The sequence below is a fragment of the Paenibacillus sp. J22R232 genome (assembly GCF_056269165.1).
In genome coordinates, this window is sequence record NZ_JBWDNK010000001.1 from 543279 (window position 1) to 568623 (window position 25345).

Consider the following 25345-nt stretch of genomic DNA (forward strand, 5'->3'; position numbering starts at 1 on the left):
GATGCAAGGCTTATCGGGTCGCCAAAAAGCAGCAATTTTACTCATTACGCTCGGCCCCGAAGTATCTGCACAAATATTCAAGCATTTGCGCGATGAAGAAATAGAGCAGCTTACGCTTGAAATTGCCAACGTCCGTAAGGTAGACAGCATGGACCGTGAAACCATCCTAAGTGAATTTCATCAAATTTGCATGGCTCAGGAATATATCACGCAAGGCGGCATTTCATATGCAAAAGATATTTTGGAAAAGGCACTTGGCGAACAGAAGGCGCTGGAGGTTATCAACCGATTGACAGCGACGCTGCAAGTAAGGCCGTTTGACTTTGCGAGAAAAGCAGAGCCTACTCAAATCTTAAACTTTATACAGAACGAAAATTCTCAAACGATTGCATTGGTACTTTCTTACTTGCAGTCGGAGCAATCATCGCATATTCTTTCTTCGCTTCCTCAAGAGAAGCAAGCAGAGGTTGCTAGACGAATTGCATTGATGGACAGTACATCGCCTGAAGTCATATCGCAAGTTGAACGTGTGTTGGAGCAGAAGCTTTCAGCTACCGTTACGCAGGATTACACGAATGCCGGTGGCATCGACTCTATCGTACAAATTCTAAACGGCGTAGACCGTGGAACAGAGCGGACGATTCTGGATGCGCTCGAAATACAAGATCCTGAGCTTGCAGAAGAAATCAAGAAACGGATGTTCGTCTTCGAGGATATTGTCAATATCGACAATCGATCTATCCAACGCATTATTCGCGATATTGAGAACTCGGATCTTCAGCTTGCGCTTAAAGTGGCAAGTGAGGAAGTTCGTGAAGCAATATTCCGAAATATGTCTAAGCGAATGGCCGAGACTTTCAAAGAAGAAATGGAGTTCATGGGCCCCGTACGGCTTCGTGATGTGGAAGAAGCACAAACTCGCATCGTAGCAACTATTCGCAGATTAGAAGAGTCTGGTGAAATCATCATCGCCCGTGGTGGAGGAGACGATATCATTGTCTAATTTGATCAAATCATCGAGTGTGATTACTCTTGACCAATTGAAACAGCTGGAATGGCTGCATCAAAGGAATTTTGAAATCGATGGAACGCATAGTCAGGAAGAGGAGATCGAGCCTGGACCTGATGAAGAGACGATAACGTTGCGAGATCAAATTTTGAGTGACGCACAGCATTATGCAGAGGAAAGACTGCAAGAAGCTGCAACGGAAAGTGAAAGGTTGCTTTCCGAAACCGAGCAGCAGATCGATGTTTGGTGGCTGCAAAAACGTACCGAGGATGAAGCAGCATCTGAATTGTCTAGGCAAAAAGGATATGAGCTTGGCTATGCTGAAGGATCTGCACAATCCGAGGCGGAGCTGCGAGAAGTCTGGGAGCAAAAAATTGCTGAAGCATCCGATGTGCTGAAAACGGCCTTCGACATGCGAGAGCAAATTATCCAAGAGGCTGAGCCTTTCCTAGTCGAGCTAAGCTGTGCAATCGCAGAAAAGATTATTGGACAGCAGCTGACTTTAGCTCCCGATATGGCACTTGAGCTTATTCGCAAATCATTATCTCGAAGAAGAGAGCAAGGTGTCATCACACTCTGTGTCGCACCAGGTCAACTTGCGTTTGTTCAAGCTGCCCGTGAGGAACTGCATTTCGCAATTGATTCACAAGCCGAATTGCAAATTTTGCCCGATTCTACAGTGAAGGATAACGGATGTGTCATTCGTTCGGCATTCGGAAGCATAGATGCCCGCATTGATACGCAGCTCTCAGAAATTAAACGTGAATTAATCCATCTAGCTCATCATAGCGGCGAAGAGCGAGGTCATTCCGATGATAGTGAATAATCTCGATGTTCTGAAATATATCGAACATCTGCAGCCTCTCGATCCCGTTAGAGTGAATGGCAAAGTGTCGCAAGTCATTGGACTAACCGTTGAATCTGAAGGACCCGATGCCAGCATTGGTGATGTATGCTTCATTTATCCGTCTAAAGGCGCAAAGCCCATTAAAGCAGAAGTTGTTGGCTTTCGCGAAAACAAGGTTATTCTTATGCCTCTGGGTGATTTACATGCGATTAGTCCCGGATGCGATGTTGTTGGCACAGGTAAGCCTTTGACGGTTCAGGTTGGATCAGAATTGCTCGGCAAGGTGCTTGATGGTTTAGGAAATCCGCTGGATGGATCTTTTCTTCCTAGACGAATGCCGCATTACTCTACATACAATGAGCCTAGCAACCCGCTTAAACGTCCTCGAGTGGTCGAACCGCTCGGCATTGGCGTGAGGGCCATAGACGGTTTGCTAACGGTTGGTCGCGGTCAACGTGTCGGTATCTTCGCGGGGTCTGGCGTTGGAAAAAGCACGCTGCTCGGTATGATTGCGCGGAATACATCAGCCGATGTCAATGTCATTGCCCTCATCGGCGAGCGTGGTCGCGAAGTTTTGGAATTTATTGAGAAAGATCTCGGCCCAGAAGGCTTGGCTCGTTCCGTTGTTATCGTAGCAACCTCTGATCAGCCAGCTCTCATTCGTATTAAAGGTGCGCTTATCGCTACTTCTATCGCTGAATATTTCAGGGATAGAGGCTTAAATGTCATGCTTATGATGGACTCGGTTACCAGGTATGCGATGGCTTTGCGTGAAGTAGGCTTGGCTATAGGCGAACCTCCTGCTACTCGAGGTTATACGCCGTCAGTATTCGCTGCGCTACCCAAGCTATTAGAACGCGCAGGAACTGGCCCAAGCGGTTCCATAACGGCTTTCTATACCGTGTTAGTCGATGGCGACGACATGAATGAGCCAATTGCTGACGCCGTTCGCGGTATTCTGGACGGACATATCGTATTAAGCCGTCAGTTAGCCCATAAAGGGCATTTCCCGGCAATCGACATTCTTGCTTCAGTAAGCCGTGTCATGAAAGAAATCGTAACCGAAGAACAGCAGGATGCAGCGAATGAATTAAAAAAACTTCTGTCTATTTATAGAGATTCGGAGGACCTCATCAATATCGGGGCGTACCAACGAGGATCAAATCAAGAAATTGATACAGCGATTCAATTTATTGAAACGATTCAAAGCTATACGAAGCAAAAGACCAATGAAAAGGTTAGCTTAGAGGAAGCGCAAATGGGTTTAATTAATCACTTCTACAGGAGTTGAACCTTTAAATGGCATCATTTCGGTATACATTTCAGAGGGTTGTCGATTTAAAGGGCAGCGAAAAAACACAAGCGGAGTGGATGCTGTCCTCAGCCGTAGGCGTATTAACTGCAGAGGAGCTTTCACTTGATCAATTGCGCGTGAAACAGCAGGAGTGGGAATCTAAGCTAATTGAGGCTGCTAGCATAGCAGTTCCTCTATCTGAGCTTCAGGTCATTCAGCATTATCTGGATCACTTAGTAGCATGTATTTCAAACAAAATGAAAGACGTGTTGCATGCACAAAAAGCGGTTGAGCAAAGCAGACTTAACCTTTCGGACAAGATGAAAGATGAAAAAGTGTGGCTTAAAGCAAAAGATCATGCGCGTGATCGGTTCCAGTATGCGCTGCAAATTAAAGAGCAGAACGAACTGGATGAGATGGCAAGCGTCCGTTTCATGATACCAACCCCATAAAGTGATGCGTGATACCGGCTAGAGGGAGTGAGTGGAATTGGCGGGTACGGAAAAAGAGAAGCAAGGCTACAGTACGCTTGAGCGAATGATGTTTTTAATGACTCCGATATTGTTCGCCATCGTACTGCTCGGTGTATTGTATACCTTGGTTGACAACGATTTCCGCAATAAAATGCTGACAGCCGGAAATTCAATTCCTGTCTTAAAAGACGTATTGCCTGAACCAAAGGTTGCAGGTGGTTCAATAAATGACGATGAATTGAAAACTTCGAACATGTCAGCTAAGATTGCGGACTTGCAAGCCCAGTTGACGGTAATCGAAAGTGAATTGGCTGCAGCGAATCAAACAAAAACGACGTTAGAGCAAGAAGTGAAGGATTTAGAGAGCGACAATTCGCAGCTAAAAAGCTCAAATGAAGCGGATGCGTTAGAGGACGAGCAATATCAGGCGAAAATTCAGGAGTTGGCCAGCATGTTCTCCAAGATTACGCCAAGTAAAGCTGCGCCGATCATGCAAAGCATGACTTTGGACGAGATGGTTCTCGTATTTGCGAATATGCGCCCAGACGACCGAGTCCGAATTATGGAAAAAATGAATCCTCAGACAGCAGCCGATGCCGCTATGAAACTGAAGGACAATGTTACAGCTAAGGACATGCAGATTGCCGCACTTCAAGCCAGGCTTCAAACACAGAAAACAGAAGCGGCTAAACCGGCTTCTTCCGTTCTTGATCAAGAGCAGCTTAGCGCTACCTTTACGGCAATGGATGCAAAAAGTGCAGGAGAATTACTAGTTAAAATGGTTGATGTTAGTCCTAGTAAAGTACTTCGGATTTTAAACGCGGTAGATAATCAAACGAGATCTTCCATACTTGCCGAAATGTCAGGAATCGATGAAAAGGTAACAGCCCAGCTCGTAACAAAACTGATGTCAGGCAGTTAGAACCACCTTTTGGAATGTGACTTTCACTATTTGAAAGGAGGTGAAAAAGATGGAAATGGCAATACCGCAGGCCAGTAATGCGCAACCTCAAACACAAACTGCTTCAAACGCTCAAGGTAATAAAGCTGTTGACGGTGCTGTATTTCAAAAAACATTGGTTCAACAATTGAACAATGAGGCGTCCTCTAAATCGGGACAAGCACAAGCTGCACCTCTTGTCGCTACCGTGAATAATGAAGCAGCCGTCGTAGTGGAGGAAGCTGCAGCTTCACCGACACTATTGGAACTTATGTCTATTATTGATGGTTTATTAGATAAGCTTGAATCTTCTGAAACAGAGGATGAAGGAACGAAACCAATAGACGAGGAGCAGTTGAAACAACTATCAGATATGTTGGATCAAATGAATGCTCTGCTTGCTTTGCTCGGATTACCTGTACCACTAATCCAAAATTCGAATACGGATGTTCTTTTGGATGATGCAAGCGTAGAGGTACCTCAAGAGCTTAATCAAGCAACCAATATTAAGAATAAGCTTCAGGATACGCTTGTTCATATGCAAATCATGTTAAATCAAGGTTCAATGAAACAGATTCAACAACAAGAGCCTGCTTTAGTGGTTGCACAGCAGCTACAGGCGTTAACAGCGATTTTGGAAGGCGAGCCGGTGGATACGAATAAAGCACAAACGAAATCGACGGCCTTCACACAACAACTGTTTACCGCTCAGCTGGCACCACAAGCCGATACTGGCGTTCTTTTACAGCGTTTATCACAGAAATCAGCTCATCCGGCGTTGTTAACCACAATTGCACAAGCGATGGAGCAAAGCGTTAATGTGGATCCGGCGGTTTCTAATGATGAAAGCAATCTGCAATTGCATGTTGGTACAACCAATTCTGAGACGATGCGTGCTCTAGCTCCATTGACTGCAAACGCTCCGGCTGCGACTTCCTTCGTCGTTGCAGAAGAGTTCGCAAAGTCCATGACTGGAATGATTGTTCAGAAATTTGATTTAACGACAATCAACGGCGTTTCGGAAGCCAAAATCATGTTGTACCCAGAACATCTAGGTCAAGTTGACGTGCGCATAACGATGCAAAACGGATTGTTGACAGCTGTTTTTCAAACGGATACTGCAATGGCAAAAGACATGCTAGATAACCAAATGGCACAGTTGCGATCTGCACTTCAAGCCCAAGGACTTATGGTAGACAAGCTGGAGGTTTCACAAGGTCATCCGACTACGCAGCTTTCTCATCAGCAGCAAGGGCAGGGAAGCAGCCAGCAGCAATCGTCGAATCGACAAAACTTTAGCAGTGATGATAGCACAAGCGATAGTCAATTCGAGACCGAGATGGTTCAGCAAGCCACGATCCAAGGACTTGGATTCGGAAGAGGAATCAATGTCAGAGCATAATATCGCAGTTGTACCGTCCAAATGAACGGAGGTGATTGGAAATGACAGATAGCGTTTCTACCCGTGTTGTATGGCCTAACTACAGCCAAGCCAATGTACAAGCCGCTGCCAATAAAAAAAGCTCAGATACGCTCGGGAAAGATCAATTCCTCAGCATTCTCGTAACTCAGCTGCGCAATCAGGATCCGATGCAGCCACTGCAGGATAAAGATTTTATTGCGCAAATGGCTCAATTCACATCTGTCGAGCAGCTAATGAACATGTCAACAGAGTTAACCTTAATGCGGCAAAACATAGGTTCTGCATCTAGCTTAATCGGTAAGACGATTGAGTGGAGCGAGTATGACGAAGCAGGAGAGGTTACTACGGTCAAAGGCATTGTTGATTCAATTATTTCGAAGGAAGGCATCCTGTATGCGAAAGTCGGCGGAGCCGAGGTTGCGCTTGATTACGTAACTTCGATCTCAGAAACAAACGACAACGAGGATTCTTCAAACGAAGATGATGAAGAAAGCAGTAAATCTTCTGATTCAGCAAATGCTGAGGAAGGAGCTGGAAGCTGATGAACGAAGGCGTGAAAATAGGTCATATTTTCCCTGTCATGACGACGCCTCACCATGTAAGCAAAACGGCAGCCAACCGTCAAACGCAGCCGTCAGAGTTTCAAGAGCTGCTTAATGCTAAAGTGCTTAAATTCAGCCATCACGCAGAGGTACGCATGCAGCAGAGAGGCATCAAGCTACAACCGGAATCGCTGACAAAAATAATAAACGCAGTAGAAGAAGCGGCCTCCAAAGGGGCACAGGACTCCCTAATCGTATTCCGTGATATTGCTATGATTGTCAATGTACCGAGCCGAACCGTCGTAACCGCGATGGACGGCGGGCAGATGAAAAGCAATGTATTCACGCAGATTGACAGTGCTATTATTTTATCGTGAGCAGGCTGGACCTATCAGGAAGCCTCAAGCTGTGGATCGATTGAAGCAGCTAAATGATAGTGCATTTACAATTCCGAGCAAGTGGTTTTCATTTCATATTCCAGGAGGAATAATCTAAATGCTAAGATCGATGTATTCAGGCGTTTCTGGTATGCGCGGCTTTCAAACAAAGCTAGACGTGATTGGTAACAATATTGCGAATGTAAACACGGTTGGCTTTAAAGCGGGTCGGGTTATGTTTAAAGATATTCTAAGCCAAACCGTTGCAGGCGTTACGGCACCAGAGGAAGGCGTGCGCGGCGGTGTCAACGCAAAGCAAATCGGTCTAGGCGTGTCTATCGGATCTATCGATACGGTACATACCGCGGGTAGTGCTATGACGACTAACCAACCGACAGATCTGCGAATCGATGGAGACGGATTTTTTGTTGTGAGAGCAAGTGACGAATCCGAGATGCTTCTAACACGTGCAGGAAACTTTACGCTAGATGCGAACAGACAGCTTGTGACTGGCGATGGTTATTTTGTGCTAAGCGTAGATCAAGAGCCAATCGTTCTTGATGAAGCTATTACGGCATTTTCTATCGGGCAGGACGGTACGATTATGGGCGTAACGGCTGATGGCACGGAAGCTGTTGCTCAACTGGGAATCGCAAAAGTCGTAAATCCTAGCGGATTAGAAAAACTTGGCGGTAACATGTATCGCGTTACTGCTAATGCGAACCCAGATGCGTCAATTGAAGATTTCATGACTTTTGCTGGCGATCCTGACCTTGGAACAGGCGCAATCATTGCGGGTCAACTTGAAATGTCCAACGTTGATTTAACTGCCGAGTTCACGGAAATGATCGTGGCGCAACGCGGATTCCAAGCCAATTCACGAATCATCACGACTTCAGATGAGATTCTGCAAGAGGTTGTTAACTTAAAACGATAGGTAATTCATAACGAGCGGGAGGCTTAGTGCCTCCCCTAGGTGTGAGGGGGGAAACTAATGATTACCGTAACGCGTTTGAATGGAACAAAAGTAACAATAAATGCTCTGTTAATTGAAGTGATTGAAGAGGCAGCAGATACGGTTATAACGCTTACGACTGGTAAAAAATTAGTCGTTACGGAGAAAACAGCTGAGCTGCTGTTGCTAAATCAACAGTATTTACGCACAATTGGCCTCATTGCGGCGGCCCAAAAGAGTGAGCAAACGGAGGGTCCCTCATCATGAAAAAAATGCTTCCTTGGTTAATAACGATTCTATTATCTATTACGCTTATAGCAGTTGTGGCCATTATTTTGTTTAAGTCATTCTTTGCAGATCCAAAAGAGCAAGCCACAGAAACAAAGACCATCGAGGTAAAGGTTTTATCCGCAGACGAGCGGGTGGAGGTTACTTCCGAGCTGAAGGATTTCAGACGAAATCTGAAGGATCCGGAATATGTCGTTGTGCTCAGCTTTGCGTTCCAGCTTGACGGGAAGAAAGCAAAGGAAGAGTTCGATAAGATTATCGAAATTGAAGTTAGGCCCATCATTAACAGAGCACTCGCGGATATGACTGCTGATGAATTGAATGGATCCCAGGGAGAAGACGCACTTGAATCTAAGCTGCTGAATCTCATTACGCCAATTATTCCAAAAGGAAAATTGGTTAAAGTAGAAATCACTAACTTTATCATTACTGAAATTTAACTTAACTACGCCGACATTCCTCGAAGGAGGTGAGATATTTGGTTGATGTTCTATCGCAAAATGAAATAGATGCGCTACTAGCAGCCTTGGATTCTGGCGAAATGGACGCAGAGGATCTCAAGAAGGAAGAAACGACACGAAAAGTCAGCTTGTATGATTTTAAGCGCGCCGTTCGTTTTTCGAAGGATCATATTAGAAGCTTAACAAGGATTCATGAAAACTTCGCGCGATATTTGACAACCTATTTCTCAGCGCAACTTCGCACTTTTGTTCAAATAAATGTCGTGCAGGTCGAGCAACTGCCTTATGACGAATTCATTCGTTCGATTCCTAAAATGACGATCCTGAATATATTTGAAGCGGAGCCGCTCGAAGGTCGAATGGTGCTTGAGGTCCATCCGAATGTGGCCTATGCTATGCTTGACCGTATGCTTGGAGGACAAGGGATAGCGCCTTCCAAAATCAACAATTTAACGGAGATTGAAACCATTATTATGGAACGAATCTTCAGCAGAACGTTTGAAAGTTTGCAGGAAGCATGGAAAACGATTATCGACATTTCGCCAAGGCTTGAAGCTTTGGAAACAAATCCGCAGTTCATGCAGATTGTTTCACCCAATGAAACGATAGCACTTATTTCGTTTAGCACCAAAATTGGTGATACGACGGGCATGATTAATCTCTGTATCCCGCATGTGGTTATAGAACCGATTATGTCAAGGCTATCTGTACATCATTGGTTCGTATCCCAGAAGAAAGCGCGGGCACCGGAAGAAGTTGAGATTCTAGAGCAGCGTGTAAACAAAGCTAAGCTCCCTATCGTTGCTGAGTTGGGTGAATCGTCGCTAACGATTAAAGAGTTCTTAGGCTTGAATGTTGGGGATGTCATTTCACTTAACAAGTCAGTTGATGAAGGCTTGAAAATTAAAGTGGGGGACAAGCTTAAATTTATCGGCAGCCCTGGTTCTGTTAAGGATCGGATAGCAGTTCAAGTAGATGAGATTGTCGTTGAAGGAGTGGAAGAAGATTATGATGAGTAAGGACTATTTGTCGCAAGAGGAAATTGATGCATTGCTTCGTCAGTCTTCCAATGATTCGGAAGCCGAGCAACCTTCTGAAGGCGGATCGCAGCTTTCGGACTTCTTATCTGAAATGGAACAATCAGCGCTCGGTGAAATTGGAAATATTACGTTTGGCAGCGCGGCAACAGCATTATCTACGCTGCTGGGCAAAAAAGTCGATATTACGACACCGCAAGTAACGATTGTGAAAAAGGAAGAGCTTGCTGATATTTTCCCTAAACCCCACGTAGCAGTTAGCGTGCAATATGTCGATGGGTTTCAAGGCATCAATTCTTTGGTTATTAAAACGAAGGATGCTCAAATTATCGCGGATCTCATGCTTGGCGGCGAAGGAACCAATATAACGGTTGAAGAGCTGAATGAAATCCATATCAGCGCCGTGCAAGAAGCGATGAATCAAATGATGGGTTCATCGGCGACTTCCATGTCTACGATATTCAATCGTTTTGTTAATATTTCGCCTCCTGGCATCGATATTTTAGACGTGAACAACGGTGATGGCATGGAGCATTTGCCACCGGTTGACTTGTTTATTAAAATTTCGTTCCGGTTGACAATAGGCGATCTTATTGATTCAACAATTATGCAGCTTCTTCCAATTCCATTTGCGAAGCAGATGGTTGATATTTTGATGGGAGTTGTAGAGGAACCTTCAGCTCCAACAGCACCAGCAGCGGTTGCAGCACCGCAAACGGCTCCTCCTGCTTCTGCTCAGCAAGCTGCAATGCAGGAAACGGCAGCAACTGCTTATATGAACGCTGCGCCGCCTCAGATGCATGCAGCACCGCCTATGCAGCAGCAAATGCCGCCTACGCAGTATCAAACGCCTGCAGCTGGCTATGATATGCCAATGCAGCCACAGGGCCCGCATACATATGGTCATGCTGCTAATCGGAACGTAAATGTACAGCCCGTGCAATTTGCTAATTTTGGCAATGCGCCATTTATTCAACCTGATGAAACAAACCTCAATTTACTTCTCGACATACCGCTAAAGGTCACTGTAGAATTAGGAAGGACCCAAAAGCAGATTAAAGATATTTTGGAGCTGTCGCAAGGTTCAATTATTGAGCTGGACAAGCTGGCCGGTGAGCCGGTTGACATTCTAGTAAACAATAAACTCATTGCCAAAGGCGAGGTTGTTGTTATCGATGAAAACTTTGGTGTTCGAGTTACAGATATCGTAAGCCAATGGGACCGCATTCAAAAATTACAATAGCATCCTAGGAGGATAAAAAAGATGGCAAACCGCATTCTTATCGTAGACGACGCAGCTTTTATGCGAATGATGATTCGTGACATTTTATCAAAGAACGGATACGAAGTCGTCGGTGAAGCCCAAGATGGCGCCCAGGCGGTTGAGAAGTACAAGGAACTAAAACCAGATTTGACAACGATGGATATTACGATGCCTGAAATGGACGGAATTTCCGCATTGAAAGAAATCAAAAAGCTCGATGGAAACGCAAAAGTGATTATGTGTTCAGCAATGGGTCAGCAAGCAATGGTAATTGATGCGATTCAAGCAGGCGCAAAGGACTTCATCGTCAAACCGTTTCAAGCTGATCGTGTAATCGAAGCGATTAAGAAAACTCTCGGATAACGGTTAGATATTATGCTTAACTTAACTTCGCGCATTTCAATGGTGTCTGCTCTTGGGATGGCGATATGGCCTCGATTTGCGGCTGCTGCTGCCTTAGACGGCAGCAGCGCAAGCAATGACGAACAAATGGTGTTCACGGGATCTAATGATCTCGCAGGCAGTTTGGTATGGGTCATCGTCTCACTTGCTATCGTTATCGTATTAATTATTTTTGTCATTAAATGGCTGTCTCAGCGCAACCGTATGTGGGGAGCGAATCGATCGCTTCGCTCACTCGGCGGCATTGCACTCGGACAAAACAATTCTATGCAAGTCATAGAAATTGCAGGACGTATCTACATAGTTGGCGTAGGTGAAAGCATCACTCTCATTGATAAAATTGACGATCCAGAGCAGGTTAGCGCTGTGATCGCAGCGTTAGAGCGTCAGAAAGATGCCGGATGGGGCAATGACGTTGTAGGACAAGTGATTAATAAGCTCAAAAATCGCAACAAAAAGGATGGATCAGAGCCTGTAAACGAGCAATGGAACAAAACTTCCTCTTTTGAAGACTTATTGCAAAATAAACTTAGTCAGCAAGCTGATCGCAAACAGCAGTTGGAATCGCTATTGCATGACTCAAAATCAAATGAACGGTTGATGGATGATGAAAAATAAATGGTGGATATCAATTGTCGCTGTACAGCTTCTTGCGATGTTCATACATAATCAAGCATTTGCTGAGCCGTTGCCTGATATATCCATCAACATAGGCGATGGCAATAGCGAAACACCAGGTACAAGCGCATTATCCATGCTTCTACTGATTACGGTTTTAAGTATTGCTCCTGCGATTTTGGTACTAATGACAAGTTTTACACGAATCGTAATCGTACTTGGTTTTGTAAGGACTTCCCTAGGTACGCAGCAAATGCCTCCTAACCAGGTGCTAATTGGTTTGGCCATGTTCCTTACTTTTTTTATTATGGCTCCAACGTTCTCACAGGTGAATGAGGTTGCACTTCAGCCGTATTTAAAAGGAGAGATCAGTCAAACGGATGCCTTTAAGGAAGCATCTATTCCAATGAAGAAGTTCATGTTCTCGCATACGCGCGAAAAGGATCTTATGCTGTTTATGAATTACACAAAAACAGAGAAGCCTACTTCATTCGAAGAAATTCCTATAACGGTATTAATACCTGCTTATGCAATAAGCGAATTGAAAACGGCATTTCAGATGGGCTTTATGATCTTCATACCATTTTTAGTCATTGATATGATTGTTGCAAGCACCTTAATGGCGATGGGGATGATGATGCTCCCGCCCGTCATGATTTCGTTGCCATTTAAAATATTGCTTTTTGTATTAGTAGATGGGTGGTACTTGATCGTTAAATCTTTATTGTTGAGCTTCAACACGTGATACTAGCAGGGAGGGACATTCGATGAGTACTGATTTCATAATCGGATTAGCCGGTGAGGCCGTATTCGTGGTTTTGAAAGCCAGTGCGCCAATGCTCGTTCTTGCTTTGGTCGTAGGTTTGATTATCAGCATATTCCAAGCAACAACTCAGATTCAAGAGCAGACGCTCGCATTTGTTCCGAAAATTGTAGCGGTTTTTGTGTCCATCATTATTTTTGGTCCATGGATTCTAAATACGGTTATCGATTTCACATACAATCTGCTGAATAATCTTCATAATTACATCGGTTAGGTTGTGAGTGGATGGAAACGATCGTACAAGGTTTTCCTATTTTTTTGTTAATCTTTTGTCGAATAACTGCGTTTTTCGTCGTTGCGCCTGTCTTTTCTTCGCGAGGCGTGCCGAATGTATTTAAACTAGGACTCGGTTTTTTCATTTCATTTATCGTTTTCCTAACGTATGGAATGAAACAATCGATTGTGCCTGATGCAGAGTACGTACTCATTTTGTTTCGCGAAATATTGATCGGCGTGTTGATGGGGTATGTCGTTTATTTGTTTTTTACGGTCGTTCAAACGGCCGGGGCTTTTATGGATTTACAGGTTGGATTCGCAATGGCGAATATCGTTGATCCGCATACTGGAACATCTGCGCCTCTGCTTGGTAACTTTAAATATATGGTGTTGATTGTTATTTTTCTAATGATGAACGGCCATCATTTTTTATTGACTGGGCTCATGGACAGTTATCAATGGATGCCTTTGGATAACGAACTGTTCACTAGATTTATGAATGGCAGTTTAACCGATTTCTTGACTCGAACAGTAGCTAATACCTTTTTACTTGCGATACAAGTAGCTTCACCACTTATTGTTGCTATGTTTCTTACCGATGTTGGATTAGGGTTTTTAACGAAGACGGCTCCGCAATTTAACGTTTTTGTAATCGGTATTCCCCTTAAGCTAATTATTGGTCTGTTTTTATTAACCTTGTTAATGCCAAGTCTGGCAGCCATATTCGAAAGATTATTTTCCATCATGTTCGATTCATTAGAGCAATTATTCGGTGTCGTACAAGGACCGCCGGCTGAAGGGCAATAGGAGGATGCTTGTGTGCGTAATTACCGTCTAGAGCTTGATCTCCAGCTTTTCAGTCAGGAAAAGACAGAACAGGCTACTCCAAAGAAAAAAGACGAAGCTAGAAAAAAAGGACAAGTCGCCAAATCCGCAGATTTAGCTGGATCTTTTATATTATTATTTGTGTTTGCGAGTTTTATAATGCTTGGCAGCTATTTTAAACAGCACATTATGATGTTGTTCGGGAATTTATTCGAAGACTGGCTTTTAATGGATTTGACGGTCGGCAATGTGTTGTCGCTCTTTACAGAAATTACGATTGAAATGCTTCTCATACTGATGCCGATATTTGTGATAACCATTCTAGTGGGCATTCTCGGCAATATTGTACAGTTTGGCTTTTTATTAACGGGCGAACCTCTCAAAATGAAGCTGGAAAAAGTCAACCCGATTAACGGTTTTAAACAAATTTTTTCCGCAAAGACATTGGTTGAGTTTTTAAAAAGCGTGTTAAAGCTATTAATTGTAGGAGTACTCGTATATTTGGCCATATCAAAGGAATGGGAACGAATACTCGTACTAGCAGGCTTACCCATTCAACAAATTTTTACTTTTACGGCTGGTTTGACCGTAAAGCTTGGCATTGAAATAGGAGCGGTATTGACCGCTCTTGCGTTAGCTGACTATTTCTATCAACGCTACGAACACAATAAAAGTTTGAAAATGTCCAAACAGGATATAAAAGATGAACATAAAAAATCCGAAGGTGACCCGTTGATTAAAGGGAGAATTCGTGAGCGCCAAAGAAGAATGGCATTTCAACGCATGATGCAGGAAGTACCTAACGCGGATGTCATAATTACCAACCCTACCCATTTCGCTATCGCATTGAAGTATGATGCCTCTAAGATGGAAGCGCCTAAGATCATTGCAAAAGGGATGGACCATGTTGCTCTTCGCATTAGAGAAATTGCGAAAGAAAACGGGGTTGTCATGATGGAAAATAAACCACTTGCCAGAGCGCTATACGAGCGGGCTGAGATTGGGGATGTCATCCCTCCAGACCTGTTCCAAGCGGTGGCTGAGGTGCTCGCATATGTATACAAAATGAAAGGCCGAGTAAAATCATCATAACACTACGGGAGGAGACGGCGTCATGAAAGCAAGAGACTTTGTAGTATTATTTGGCGTAATTGGTATTGTACTCATGATGATAATTCCGATCCCAGTCCTACTACTAGACATACTTATCATTTTAAACATATCAATTGCCTTGATGATTTTACTTATTGCGATGAATACAAAAGAAGCGCTGGATTTCTCCATCTTCCCTGCAATTCTATTAATAACTACCCTGTTCCGACTAGCGCTAAACGTCTCGACGACTAGAAATATTTTATCTCATGCCGAGGCGGGAGAAGTCGTCGCGACTTTCGGCAGCTGGGTAGGCGGAGGACAGATCGCAATTGGATTTATCGTCTTCCTTATCCTTGTCGTGGTGCAGTTTATCGTAATCACAAAAGGCTCGGAGCGTGTTGCTGAGGTTGCGGCAAGATTTACGCTCGATGCTATGCCCGGTAAGCAGATGAGTATTGACGCGGATTTGAATGCCGGTCTCATTAATGAACAGCAAGCAAAAGCCCGCCGTTCGAAAATCGAGCGAGAAGCTGATTTTTACGGAGCGATGGACGGTGCAAGCAAGTTCGTAAAAGGGGACGCAATTGCATCTATTATTATACTCGTTATTAATCTGGTCGGTGGTTTCATTATCGGTATGGCGATTCATGACCTAAGCTTTGGCGAATCGCTCTCCACTTTCTCCATTCTAACCATTGGTGACGGACTAGTGAGTCAAATCCCTGCTTTGCTTATTTCAACTGCTGCTGGCCTAATCGTGACAAGAGCGGCTTCAGACGGCAACTTGGCAGAGGATGTTACCAACCAATTATTCAAATATCCTAAGCTCCTATTTATTGCGGCAGGAACAATTGGTTTGTTAGGTTTAACACCAATTGGACCGTTGAGAACATGGCCATTTGCTATCATGCTCGCTTTTGGTGGATGGTATATGCAAAAGGCTATTAACAAACAGCAAGAACAAGAGGAGATGCTCGTTGAAGAGCAGCAGATCGAAGAAGTCCGCAGCCCAGAGAGCGTCATTAGTCTGCTACAGGTTGATCCGATCGAATTTGAGTTTGGTTATGGCCTTATCCCGTTAGCAGATACCCAGCAGGGCGGTGACTTGCTTGATCGGATCATCATGATTCGCAGGCAATGCGCTCTTGAGCTTGGCCTCGTCGTTCCCGTCATTCGAATCAGGGATAACATTCAATTGAAGCCAAATGAATATGTTGTCAAAATAAAAGGAAATACGGTGGCTCGCGGAGATTTATTGCTGAATCATTATCTGGCAATGAGTCCTGGTTTTGAGGATGATTCCGTGATTGGAATCGAAACGATGGAGCCTGCTTTTGGATTGCCTGCCATTTGGATTGATGAGCAGATGAAGGAGAGAGCAGAGCTTTCCGGATATACCGTAGTAGATCCGCCATCAGTGGTTGCGACGCATCTCACAGAAATAATTAAACGGCACGCTCATGAGCTTATTGGCCGGCAAGAAACGAAGCAGCTTGTTGAGAATGTTAAAGAATCATACCCAGCACTTATTGACGAGCTGATTCCAGCCATCCTTACGGTTGGTGATGTTCAAAAGGTATTGTCCAAGCTGCTGCGCGAGAAGGTATCCATTCGTGACCTGGTGACGATCTTCGAAGCATTGGCGGACCATGGGAATTATACGAAGGATCCTGATATATTGACGGAATATGTACGACAGTCGTTGTCTAGACAAATTACGCAACAATTCTCGTCAGGCAGCGATACGCTGAAAGTGATTACGGTAGGACCGCAGCTGGAGAAAAAAATTGCGGAATCGGTTCAGCAGTCGGATCAAGGCAGCTATATTGCATTGGATCCGATATCCACGCAGCAGATCTACCAGAAGCTGAATGAACATGTCAATCGTCAGATTCAATCAGGTCAGCAGCCAGTCGTACTCGCCTCACCTACAATTCGGATGTACCTGAGACAAATTGTAGAAAGAACGATGCAGGATGTACCGGTGCTTTCATACAGTGAACTAGAGCCAAACATTGAGGTACAAAGCGTTGGGGTGGTGAATTTATGAGAGTGAAACGATATGTCGTTAATGCATTGCCTGAGGCCGTGTCGTTAATTAGAAGTGAGCTCGGTAAAGACGCCGTTATACTGAACACAAAAGAAATCAAGGTTGGCGGCTTTATGGGCATGTTTCGCAAAAAAAAGGTGGAAGTTATAGCTGCTATTGAATCGAATCAAGCCAATCCCCCAGCTCAAGCACAGCGTGCGCCGAATCCGCAAGTCGATGCTGCTGTAGAACAGATCCTTCAATCGGTACAGAGAACGGCTACTGCCGTCATGGAGCCGCCACCGGCACCTTTAATTGATGAAAAGGAAAAGAAGCGCAATGAGCGGGAACAATTCATTATTGATGAAATCAGAGATTTAAAAGAATACATGGTCACACTGTCAAAGAAACAGAGTCAAAGCACGGAGCTGTCGGAGCACCTGATTGAGCTAAGAGAGCATCTTACTGAGCAAGAGGTGGACGGGCAGTGGATCGAGCGCTTGTTAAACGATATTTTAGACAAGCAAACGGAGGAAGGGACTATCTTTCCCAAAGAGCAGGTTTGGGAGCAGGCCTTTTTGCTGCTCGAAGCCTGGCTTCAACCTTATAGCGGAAGCGGCATTAGCAATCAAGCCAGAGTTGTGCATTTCGTAGGTCCGACAGGTGTTGGCAAGACAACGACGATTGCTAAGCTTGCAGCAGAACAAACCCTTAAGCAAGGGAAAAAAGTAGGTTTTATAACTTCAGATACTTATCGAATCGCAGCGGTGGACCAGCTAAGAACATACGCTAACATATTGAATGTTCCGATGGAGGTTGTGTTTTCGCAAATGGATTTGCCACGCGCATTCAAGCAGCTTGAAGAGCGTGAATTAATTTATATGGATACGGCAGGCCGAAACTTCCGAAGCGAGCTTCACGTTTCAGAAGTGAATAGCCTGCTTCAAACGAGCGAACCGAGCGAAACCGTGCTCGTGTTAAGCATGACAGGCAAAACGCGTGATATGGCTGCAGTTGCGGATCACTTTTGCAAATACGGTGTACGGAAGGTGCTATTTACAAAGCTTGATGAAACATCCGTTTATGGAGCCATTTTCAACCTCATCATGAATTATGAACTGCTGCCAACGTACATGGCAAGCGGGCAAACCGTTCCGGATGATATTGAAAGCTTTAAAGTTGATTCGTATATTCGGCAACTTTTAGGGAGTAGTGTCTCATGATAGACCAAGCTGAAGCGTTGCGTAACTTAGTCAAGCAGCAAGAACGTGGGGAAGATGTGCTTGCGACTCGGGTAGTAACGGTTACCAGCGGGAAAGGCGGAGTAGGGAAGTCGAACTTTAGTTTGAATTTTGCGCTTTCCTTGCAGCGGTTAGGTAAAAAAGTACTTGTTTTTGATGCCGACATTGGTATGGCTAATATCGATGTACTGATGGGAGTTTCATCCACTTATAATCTCTATCATTTACTAAAGCAAGAAAAAACAATATGGGAGATTGTGCAGGAGGGTCCTGAGGGGCTTCACTTTATTGCTGGGGGATCCGGGTTCCGTGATTTAATGGACTTGTCGTCGGAGCAGCTCGATCGATTCTCGGATGAAATCAGCAAGCTTCACGGCAAATATGATTTTATTCTGTTCGATACTGGCGCTGGCTTATCGAAGGAGACCATGAAGTTTATAACGGCTGCTCAGGAAACGATTGTCGTAACAACCCCTGAACCTACATCGATTACGGATGCCTATGCATTAATTAAGATGGTTAAAGGAATGGAAGCAGACATTCAATTCAAATTGATTGTTAACCGAGCATCCGATGCGAGAGAAGGGAAACAAACCGCGGACAAAATCAGCATGGTTTCGCAGCGGTTTCTCCAGTCGGAGCTCCCGCATCTCGGGATTCTCCCTGATGATCCAAATGTGTCGAAGGCGGTGAAGCGCCAAGTTCCATTTACACTTGCATACCCGGGAACAGAGGCATCCATTGCCATTAATCAAATTGCAAAACGTTTTCTTGAAATCCCACAAAACGATACGGTTAGCGGTGGCGTCAAAGGATTTTTGCATAAAATGTTCAGACTCTCAAGATAATCCTTTGGAAGTGAGGAGTGAAAATAATGGTTCCTTACCGCGTGCTTGTTGTTGATGATTCCGGATTCATGCGGAAGATTATTAGTGACTTGATCGTTCAAGACCCGCAATTTACAATTGTGGCTACTGCCGCCAACGGGCAAGAAGCCATTGAAGCGGTACGTGAATGGAAGCCGGATGTTGTAACCTTGGATTTGGAAATGCCTCTAATGAATGGCATTGAAGCCTTGCAGGCCATTATGCGAGAAAATCCGACTCCTGTAATTATGCTGTCAGGAATTAGTGAGGATAACACGAGGGAAACGATCAAAGCGCTTCAGTTCGGGGCATTTGACTTTATCCGCAAACCTTCGAGCGCCATTTCCAATGATATTCACCAGGTCGGAGAGGTTCTGCTAGAAAAGCTGCGGATTGCAGTATTAACAAAGCGTTATCAGCCTGTCATCCCCATTGATGAGAGATTCGCTTCAATTATAGAAGATAGCAATCAACTCAAGCAGCAGATGTCTGCTGCCTTAGAGAAGACAGTACAACCTGTGGAGCCAAGCCTTCCCACTCAGCCGACTGCACGACTTAGCCCGGACTCGACTTTGAATCCGAAACCTAAGGAGCAGCAAGTGACGCAGCGTTCGGTATCCTCTTTACATAAACAGCAAAAATCTAAACTGTCGGAAACCTCTGCTCCGAATAAAGAGAATCCTCCGGCAGCAATACTGAAGCCGGTTGTGAAATCGAAGCTTCCGGAGATTAAAGCTGCAATTCCTGATCCGCCTGGCATGAAAAAAAGCAAGGCTAGCGGAGCGACCGGTTCCTTTAAGCATATCGTAGCAATCGGTACATCTACAGGAGGGCCTAGGGCACTGCACGAAGTTATTACTTCTTTGCCAGGTGACTTTCCAGCACCTGTTCTTATCGTTCAGCATATGCCTCCTAAGTTTACAAAGTCGCTAGCTCAGCGGTTGGACAGCTTTAGCGAGCTTCATGTTGTAGAGGCGGAGCAGGGCGAGAGAGTTGTAGCTGGGAAGGTATATATCGCGCCAGGTGCTTTTCATATGGAGCTTGCAAAGGATGCAGCCGGATACTTCATTAAGCTCACCGAGCAGCCGCAGCGGAATGGCCATCGTCCATCCGTTGATGTTTTGTTTGAATCTTTACTGCCGATTCGTGAGCTTAAACGCCATGCTGTTATTATGACAGGAATGGGAAGTGACGGTGCAAAAGGGATGAAGCTTTTGTCTGATTCTGGGATCGAGACATCCATTGCCGAAGCCGAAGAAACCTGCGTGGTATATGGCATGCCGAGATCCGCGGTAGAAGCAGGTTGTGTCAATCAAATCGTACCGCTGCAAAACATAGCTTCACAACTCGTGCAAGCCATGCTGAAATAAATAGGCCACACTCGCAAGAACATACTAACAGGAGGTGCTAGGAAATGGATATGAATGCGTATTTATCGATGTTCATCGATGAATCTAATGATCACCTGCAATCCTTGAATGAAAATTTACTTCGTTTGGAAAGCGAGCCTGAAGAACTTAGTATCGTTCAAAACATTTTCCGTTCAGCCCATACGCTGAAAGGGATGTCAGCTACAATGGGTTTCGAGGATTTGGCTGCTCTTACACATGAAATGGAAAACGTACTGGATCTTGTGCGTAACAGCAAGCTCAAAATGGACAGTTTTATCTTTGACACATTGTTCAAAGGGCTGGATGCACTTGAAGCGATGGTTCAGGATATTGTTGGCGGAGGGACAGGCAAAGCCGACGTCACATCAATCGTAGCGTCTTTGCAAATTATTCTTAAAAGCGACTACAGCGCGAGCAGTGCTTCAGCGGCTCCTGTCGTAGCAGCCAATGCAACAACATCAAGCGCATCAGGGGCGATGCTGCTTGATGAATTCCAATCTTCTATCCTTCTTCAATCGATTGAGACGGGCCACAATGTCTATCATATTCAAATCGCCATTCGCGATAATTGCATGCTGAAAGCCGTTCGTGCATATATGGTGTTTGATTTACTTGAGCGAAACGGTGAGGTCATTAAATCTGATCCATCCGTTCAAGATATCGAGCAGGAAAAATTCGATTTTACCTTTACAGTGTTTACGATCTCAAACTTGAAGCAGGAGGATCTTCAATCCCAGCTTCTCAATATTTCTGAAATTGAAACCGCCGAGGTGACGTTGTTAGATGCCGAATCATTAGCCGTACTCGGTCAGTCCACTGCTGCAGCAGCCGTTGAGACTGTCGAGGCAGCTCAGGTCGAAGCGCCTGTCGTCGCTAAAGAAGATGCGGCCCCGAGCAATCAAGCAGCTAAAGGACAAGCACCTGCAGCAGCAAATGCACCTGCTAACGTATCCAGAACCATTCGTGTCGATATCGAAAGACTTGATGCTCTAATGAATCTATTCAGTGAGCTGCTTATCGACCGAGTACGGCTCGAACAGCTTTCAAGTGAAATTAAACGCAATGATTTAACGGAAACCGTGGAGCACATGACGCGAGTCAGCTCCGATTTGCAAAGTATCGTATTGAAGCTTCGTATGGTGCCAGTGGATTCCGTATTCAACCGTTTCCCGCGTATGATTCGTGATTTAGCGAAATCGCTGGACAAAAAGATTGATCTTGTCATTACCGGTGCCGATACAGAGCTTGATCGTACGGTTATTGATGAAATCGGGGATCCTCTTGTTCATTTGTTAAGAAACTCAGTCGATCATGGCATTGAAACCGTTGATGAGCGAATAGCGGCAGGGAAGTCAGAGACGGGAACCATTTACCTGCGTGCCTATCACAGCGGGAACCATGTCTTCATCGAGGTAGAAGAGGACGGCCGGGGCATTCATCACGAGCGCGTGCTAAAAACAGCCATTAAGAATGGTGTCGTAACCGAAGAACAAGCAAAGCTATTGTCTGCGGATGAAATTAACATGCTTATATTTGCAGCTGGATTCAGTACCGCTGATAAAATATCCGATATCTCCGGACGAGGCGTAGGGCTCGATGTGGTACGTTCAAAAATCACTTCGCTCGGCGGCAATGTCACGATTGATTCTGCATTTGGCAGAGGAACGAAGTTCTCTGTTCAGTTGCCTCTCACGTTGTCAATTATATCTGCGATGTTAATTAAGCTTGGTTCCGAGAAGTATGCCATTCCATTATCGTCAATCGTTGAGACCGGCATTATTCGCAAGGAACAAATTCTGCATGTACACGGCAACAAGATGATTGAGTTCAGAAACGTGATTATTCCGCTCGTATCGCTTAGCAAAGTACTCGATTCTCCTGATTTTAATGAGAACGACGAGACAGAGACCGAAATCGTAGTCGTGCGCAAAGGTGAAAAATGGGCTGCAGTCATGGTCGATGAGTTTATCGGACAAAGTGAAATCGTATTGAAAACGTTGGGCAAATATCTGACCAATGTTGAAGCGATCTCGGGAGCTACCATTCTAGGTGATGGTTACGTCGCACTGATCATTGATCCGAACGCACTAATCAAATAGGGAGGTTTTTAGTATGGGAGAAGAATTAAAGGTTATCGTGTTTGCGCTTGGCAACGAAGAGTACGGTATCGAAGTAGATAAGGTTCGCACGATCGAAAGGTTGTCTCCAATTACTCGCGTCCCGAAAACTGCGGCTTTTATAAAAGGTGTTATTAACTTGCGCGGTATTGTCGTCCCGGTTATCGACCTTCGCGGTCGCTTTAATCTTACGGAAACGACACCAACAGAAAATTCAAGAATTATCGTTGTAGCTGTAGCCGATATAGAGGTAGGTTTTATCGTTGATTCGGCAAATGACGTAATCGATATCGATACGGATGCAATTGACTTGCCTCCTGAGATCGTTGGCGGCATTAAAGCTAAATACTTAAGAGGCATTGCTAAACTTGGTGAAGGTCGACTTCTCATCATGCTTAACTTGTCCGAGGTACTGAATAAGAATGAAATCATCCAGATCGAACAGCTCGAGGTTTAAAAGGTGAGCTTATTTAGCCGATTTGAAGCTTTTGAGCTGGATGTACTGAAAGAAGTCGGCAATATCGGAGCAGGCAATGCTGCTACTGCATTATCGCGGTTGTTGGATAAACCCGTCGATATGGCAGTGCCAAAGGTGAGCCTGCTGCCGTTCGAAGAAGTCGCTGAGCGAGTTGGCGGTTCTGAGCAAATCGTAATTGCGGTTTTTCTCAGGGTGGAGGGCGAAGCACCAGGCAATATGTTTTTTATCATTGAGGAAGCCTCCGCGAGAAGAATTTTGAGACAGCTGCTTTCGATAAATGTGGAGGAGCAAGAAGGTTATTCAGAAATGGAGCTGTCGGCGCTTTGCGAGATCGGCAACATTCTGGCAGGCTCTTATTTATCCTCACTTGCGGATTTTACCCATCTTACAATGGCTCCATCTGTTCCTGCGATCGCAGTTGATATGGCTGGTGCTGTACTCAGCTATGGTTTAATGCAGTACGGTGAGATGGGCGACTCGGCCCTATTAATTGAAACGACTTTTTTAGAGGATCGTCAATCACTGGAAGGACATTTCTTCCTAATTCCGGATCCAGAGTCGTTTGAAAAAATTTTCAGGGCTTTGGGAGTCGTTAGCGAATGATACAACATAATTTGGTCAAAGTAGGCATGGCTGATTTAAATATTGCAACAGATGGAGCAATACTCAAAACAACCGGCTTAGGATCTTGCGTGGGTCTTACTTTGTTTGATCCCATTCGAAAAATAGCCGGAATGGCACATGTGATGCTGCCATCTTCAGAAATTGCCCGTGAGACCAAAATGAATTTGGCTAAGTATGCAGATACAGCCATTCCTGAGCTGCTGGACCGTATGTTAGCCGCAGGCGCGCATGTGATTAGCATGAAGGCTAAAATGGCGGGCGGCGCTCAGATGTTTGCAATGTCGGGGCATACGGATTCGCTTAGAATCGGACCCCGAAACGTAGAATCCTGCACGGAAATGCTGCATCGGTTCAAAATTCCGATTATCTCGCAAGATACGGGAGGCAGCTTCGGAAGGACGATTGAATTTGATAGTATTAGCGGGATGCTCTCGATAAGAAGCGTCCAGTTTGGAACAAAGGAGATTTGATATGCTGGGAACATGGCGATGGAATGTCGTATTTGGAATTTTCGGCACCGTGCTGACGGTAGCTTTCTCAATTGGTAATAATCCGATTGTTGTCATGCTGCTAAGAAGTATGTATGCTTTCATCGCTTTTTTTGTTCTTGCGTATGGAGTACGAGCCATTTTGGCCTACATTCTTCAGCCTCCTTCATTAGTAGGCGATTCACTCGAAGATAATGATGGTAAAGGTACACAACTTGACTTAAAAACACCTGATGAGTCAGCGGATTTAAATGCATTGCTGAAGTCGCAGCTGCAGGATGGAGGAGCATCTCCGACAACTGATTCCCACAATAACGCAGCAGTTGATTTCAAGCCGTTAAGCCCGCCGCAATTGCTATCTACAAAAAATACACAACCTGAAGAATTGGTTAAAGCCATTCGTCACCTGACAGGAGAGTGAGTCGATGACTGAGCAGAAACCCCCTCATTTGACAAACTTGCAGATGTGGCAAGCCTGGAGAGAACAGGGCGATTTGGAAGCGAAAAAAAGTTTGATCGAACAATATTTGCCTTTAGTTGATTACGTGACAAACAGAATGGCTATTGGACTTCCCAAAAACGTAATAAAAGATGATCTTGCGAGCAATGGTGTTATGGGATTAATCGATGCCATCGAGAAATTTGATTACGGACGCGGCTTACAGTTTGAGACCTATGCATCTTGGCGAATTCGCGGAGCTATCATCGATGGGCTGAGGCAAGGAGATTGGGTGCCGCGTTCAGTAAGGGAGAAGGCTAAAAGAGTAGAAGAGGCCTATCAGCATTTGGAGCAGCAGTATTTGCGCTCCGTTACGGACGCGGAGATTAGCCAGTATCTGGAGCTGACAGAGAAGGAATTTACGAATATGCTTCAAGATATTTCGGTGACTACGGTCTGTTCGCTGGAAGACCCGATAAGAGAAGAAGAGTCAGAGACGAGAATGTCTTTGTTAGTGGATGACAAAGCTAAAAACCCTGACCATAAAGTACATGAGTTCTACATTAAGGAATCGCTAGTAAAAGGCATTGACCGGTTAACGGAAAAGGAACGAACTGTCGTTTCATTGTTTTATTATGAAGAGCTGTCCTTGAGTGAGATTGCTGAAGTAATGTCACTATCACCGTCGAGAATTTCCCAGCTCCACTCCAAAGCCATTCTTAGGCTGCGAGGAGCTTTGGCTAAGCATAAAGATCAACTCATGCAACATTAAGAGAGGAGGAG

29 protein-coding genes are annotated in these 25345 nt (G+C 44.8%); all 29 read left to right on the top strand.

The features are described from left to right. Position 1: 1 nt before the first annotated feature. The 29 genes from fliG (at position 2) to AC0YN3_RS02775 (ending at position 25334) form a co-directional block, all read left to right on the top strand. Positions 2-1003 carry a flagellar motor switch protein FliG gene (fliG, locus tag AC0YN3_RS02635; RefSeq protein ID WP_475774272.1) on the top strand — a complete coding sequence of 334 codons (1002 nt, stop codon included), beginning with the start codon at positions 2-4 and terminating at the stop codon, positions 1001-1003. Beyond that, complete coding sequence (locus tag AC0YN3_RS02640; protein ID WP_475773567.1) at positions 996-1835, top strand: FliH/SctL family protein; 840 nt, start codon at positions 996-998, stop codon at positions 1833-1835. Before fliG ends, AC0YN3_RS02640 begins: the two co-directional genes overlap by 8 nt. Beyond that, positions 1822-3147, top strand: coding sequence for a flagellar protein export ATPase FliI (fliI, locus tag AC0YN3_RS02645; protein ID WP_475773568.1), 1326 nt, complete (start codon positions 1822-1824; stop codon positions 3145-3147). Before AC0YN3_RS02640 ends, fliI begins: the two co-directional genes overlap by 14 nt. An 8-nt stretch (positions 3148-3155) precedes the next feature. After that, the gene (gene fliJ, locus AC0YN3_RS02650) at positions 3156-3602 is read left to right on the top strand and encodes a flagellar export protein FliJ (protein ID WP_475773569.1); all 447 of its coding nucleotides are present in this window, start codon (positions 3156-3158) and stop codon (positions 3600-3602) included. A 37-nt stretch (positions 3603-3639) separates the two neighbouring features. Continuing rightward, a complete protein-coding gene (locus tag AC0YN3_RS02655; protein WP_475773570.1) occupies positions 3640-4545 on the top strand; it encodes an MgtE protein in 906 nt (301 codons plus the stop codon). A 49-nt stretch (positions 4546-4594) separates the two neighbouring features. Further along, positions 4595-5965 carry a flagellar hook-length control protein FliK gene (locus AC0YN3_RS02660; protein ID WP_475773571.1) on the top strand — a complete coding sequence of 457 codons (1371 nt, stop codon included), beginning with the start codon at positions 4595-4597 and terminating at the stop codon, positions 5963-5965. 41 nt (positions 5966-6006) lie between these two features. After that, positions 6007-6528 (top strand): flagellar hook capping FlgD N-terminal domain-containing protein, encoded by a 522-nt coding sequence (locus tag AC0YN3_RS02665; protein WP_475773572.1) that lies wholly within the window; start codon positions 6007-6009, stop codon positions 6526-6528. After that, the gene (locus tag AC0YN3_RS02670) at positions 6528-6905 is read left to right on the top strand and encodes a TIGR02530 family flagellar biosynthesis protein (RefSeq protein ID WP_475773573.1); all 378 of its coding nucleotides are present in this window, start codon (positions 6528-6530) and stop codon (positions 6903-6905) included. The genes AC0YN3_RS02665 and AC0YN3_RS02670 overlap by 1 nt, the downstream gene beginning before the upstream one ends. A gap of 118 nt (positions 6906-7023) precedes the next feature. Then, entirely contained in the window at positions 7024-7842 is an 819-nt protein-coding gene (gene flgG, locus AC0YN3_RS02675; RefSeq protein ID WP_475773574.1) for a flagellar basal body rod protein FlgG, read from the top strand. 57 nt (positions 7843-7899) lie between these two features. Beyond that, positions 7900-8127 carry a flagellar FlbD family protein gene (locus AC0YN3_RS02680; RefSeq protein WP_475773575.1) on the top strand — a complete coding sequence of 76 codons (228 nt, stop codon included), beginning with the start codon at positions 7900-7902 and terminating at the stop codon, positions 8125-8127. Further along, the gene (locus AC0YN3_RS02685) at positions 8124-8588 is read left to right on the top strand and encodes a flagellar basal body-associated FliL family protein (protein ID WP_183561725.1); all 465 of its coding nucleotides are present in this window, start codon (positions 8124-8126) and stop codon (positions 8586-8588) included. The genes AC0YN3_RS02680 and AC0YN3_RS02685 overlap by 4 nt, the downstream gene beginning before the upstream one ends. A 38-nt stretch (positions 8589-8626) precedes the next feature. Further along, the gene (gene fliM, locus AC0YN3_RS02690) at positions 8627-9628 is read left to right on the top strand and encodes a flagellar motor switch protein FliM (RefSeq protein ID WP_475773576.1); all 1002 of its coding nucleotides are present in this window, start codon (positions 8627-8629) and stop codon (positions 9626-9628) included. After that, entirely contained in the window at positions 9618-10889 is a 1272-nt protein-coding gene (gene fliY, locus AC0YN3_RS02695; protein WP_475773577.1) for a flagellar motor switch phosphatase FliY, read from the top strand. The genes fliM and fliY overlap by 11 nt, the downstream gene beginning before the upstream one ends. Before the next feature lie 21 nt (positions 10890-10910). After that, entirely contained in the window at positions 10911-11273 is a 363-nt protein-coding gene (locus AC0YN3_RS02700; RefSeq protein ID WP_028611027.1) for a response regulator, read from the top strand. 57 nt (positions 11274-11330) lie between these two features. Next, on the top strand, positions 11331-11930 hold the full coding sequence (locus tag AC0YN3_RS02705; protein ID WP_475773578.1) for a flagellar biosynthetic protein FliO: 600 nt from the start codon (positions 11331-11333) through the stop codon (positions 11928-11930). A 37-nt stretch (positions 11931-11967) separates the two neighbouring features. Beyond that, entirely contained in the window at positions 11968-12675 is a 708-nt protein-coding gene (gene fliP, locus AC0YN3_RS02710; protein ID WP_475774273.1) for a flagellar type III secretion system pore protein FliP, read from the top strand. A gap of 22 nt (positions 12676-12697) precedes the next feature. After that, positions 12698-12967 carry a flagellar biosynthesis protein FliQ gene (gene fliQ / locus AC0YN3_RS02715; protein WP_183561717.1) on the top strand — a complete coding sequence of 90 codons (270 nt, stop codon included), beginning with the start codon at positions 12698-12700 and terminating at the stop codon, positions 12965-12967. A gap of 11 nt (positions 12968-12978) precedes the next feature. Continuing rightward, on the top strand, positions 12979-13776 hold the full coding sequence (gene fliR / locus AC0YN3_RS02720) for a flagellar biosynthetic protein FliR (RefSeq protein ID WP_475773579.1): 798 nt from the start codon (positions 12979-12981) through the stop codon (positions 13774-13776). A gap of 12 nt (positions 13777-13788) precedes the next feature. Then, positions 13789-14886, top strand: coding sequence for a flagellar biosynthesis protein FlhB (gene flhB / locus AC0YN3_RS02725; protein ID WP_475773580.1), 1098 nt, complete (start codon positions 13789-13791; stop codon positions 14884-14886). A 22-nt stretch (positions 14887-14908) separates the two neighbouring features. Continuing rightward, positions 14909-16939 (top strand): flagellar biosynthesis protein FlhA, encoded by a 2031-nt coding sequence (gene flhA / locus AC0YN3_RS02730; RefSeq protein ID WP_475773581.1) that lies wholly within the window; start codon positions 14909-14911, stop codon positions 16937-16939. Beyond that, on the top strand, positions 16936-18141 hold the full coding sequence (flhF, locus tag AC0YN3_RS02735) for a flagellar biosynthesis protein FlhF (protein WP_475773582.1): 1206 nt from the start codon (positions 16936-16938) through the stop codon (positions 18139-18141). Before flhA ends, flhF begins: the two co-directional genes overlap by 4 nt. Further along, entirely contained in the window at positions 18138-19007 is an 870-nt protein-coding gene (locus AC0YN3_RS02740; RefSeq protein WP_475773583.1) for a MinD/ParA family protein, read from the top strand. The genes flhF and AC0YN3_RS02740 overlap by 4 nt, the downstream gene beginning before the upstream one ends. Before the next feature lie 26 nt (positions 19008-19033). Continuing rightward, positions 19034-20395 (top strand): protein-glutamate methylesterase/protein-glutamine glutaminase, encoded by a 1362-nt coding sequence (locus AC0YN3_RS02745; RefSeq protein WP_475773584.1) that lies wholly within the window; start codon positions 19034-19036, stop codon positions 20393-20395. Positions 20396-20439: 44 nt separating this feature from the next. Next, positions 20440-22515, top strand: coding sequence for a chemotaxis protein CheW (locus tag AC0YN3_RS02750; protein ID WP_475773585.1), 2076 nt, complete (start codon positions 20440-20442; stop codon positions 22513-22515). A 13-nt stretch (positions 22516-22528) separates the two neighbouring features. Further along, on the top strand, positions 22529-22990 hold the full coding sequence (locus AC0YN3_RS02755; RefSeq protein ID WP_183561701.1) for a chemotaxis protein CheW: 462 nt from the start codon (positions 22529-22531) through the stop codon (positions 22988-22990). 3 nt (positions 22991-22993) lie between these two features. After that, positions 22994-23614 (top strand): chemotaxis protein CheC, encoded by a 621-nt coding sequence (locus AC0YN3_RS02760; RefSeq protein WP_475773586.1) that lies wholly within the window; start codon positions 22994-22996, stop codon positions 23612-23614. Then, positions 23611-24105, top strand: a complete 495-nt coding sequence (locus AC0YN3_RS02765; RefSeq protein ID WP_183561697.1) for a chemotaxis protein CheD — start codon at positions 23611-23613, stop codon at positions 24103-24105. The genes AC0YN3_RS02760 and AC0YN3_RS02765 overlap by 4 nt, the downstream gene beginning before the upstream one ends. 1 nt (position 24106) lies before the next feature. Further along, positions 24107-24544 (top strand): hypothetical protein, encoded by a 438-nt coding sequence (locus AC0YN3_RS02770; RefSeq protein ID WP_475773587.1) that lies wholly within the window; start codon positions 24107-24109, stop codon positions 24542-24544. A gap of 4 nt (positions 24545-24548) precedes the next feature. Beyond that, a complete protein-coding gene (locus tag AC0YN3_RS02775) occupies positions 24549-25334 on the top strand; it encodes a FliA/WhiG family RNA polymerase sigma factor (protein WP_441941778.1) in 786 nt (261 codons plus the stop codon). Positions 25335-25345 lie beyond the last annotated feature (11 nt).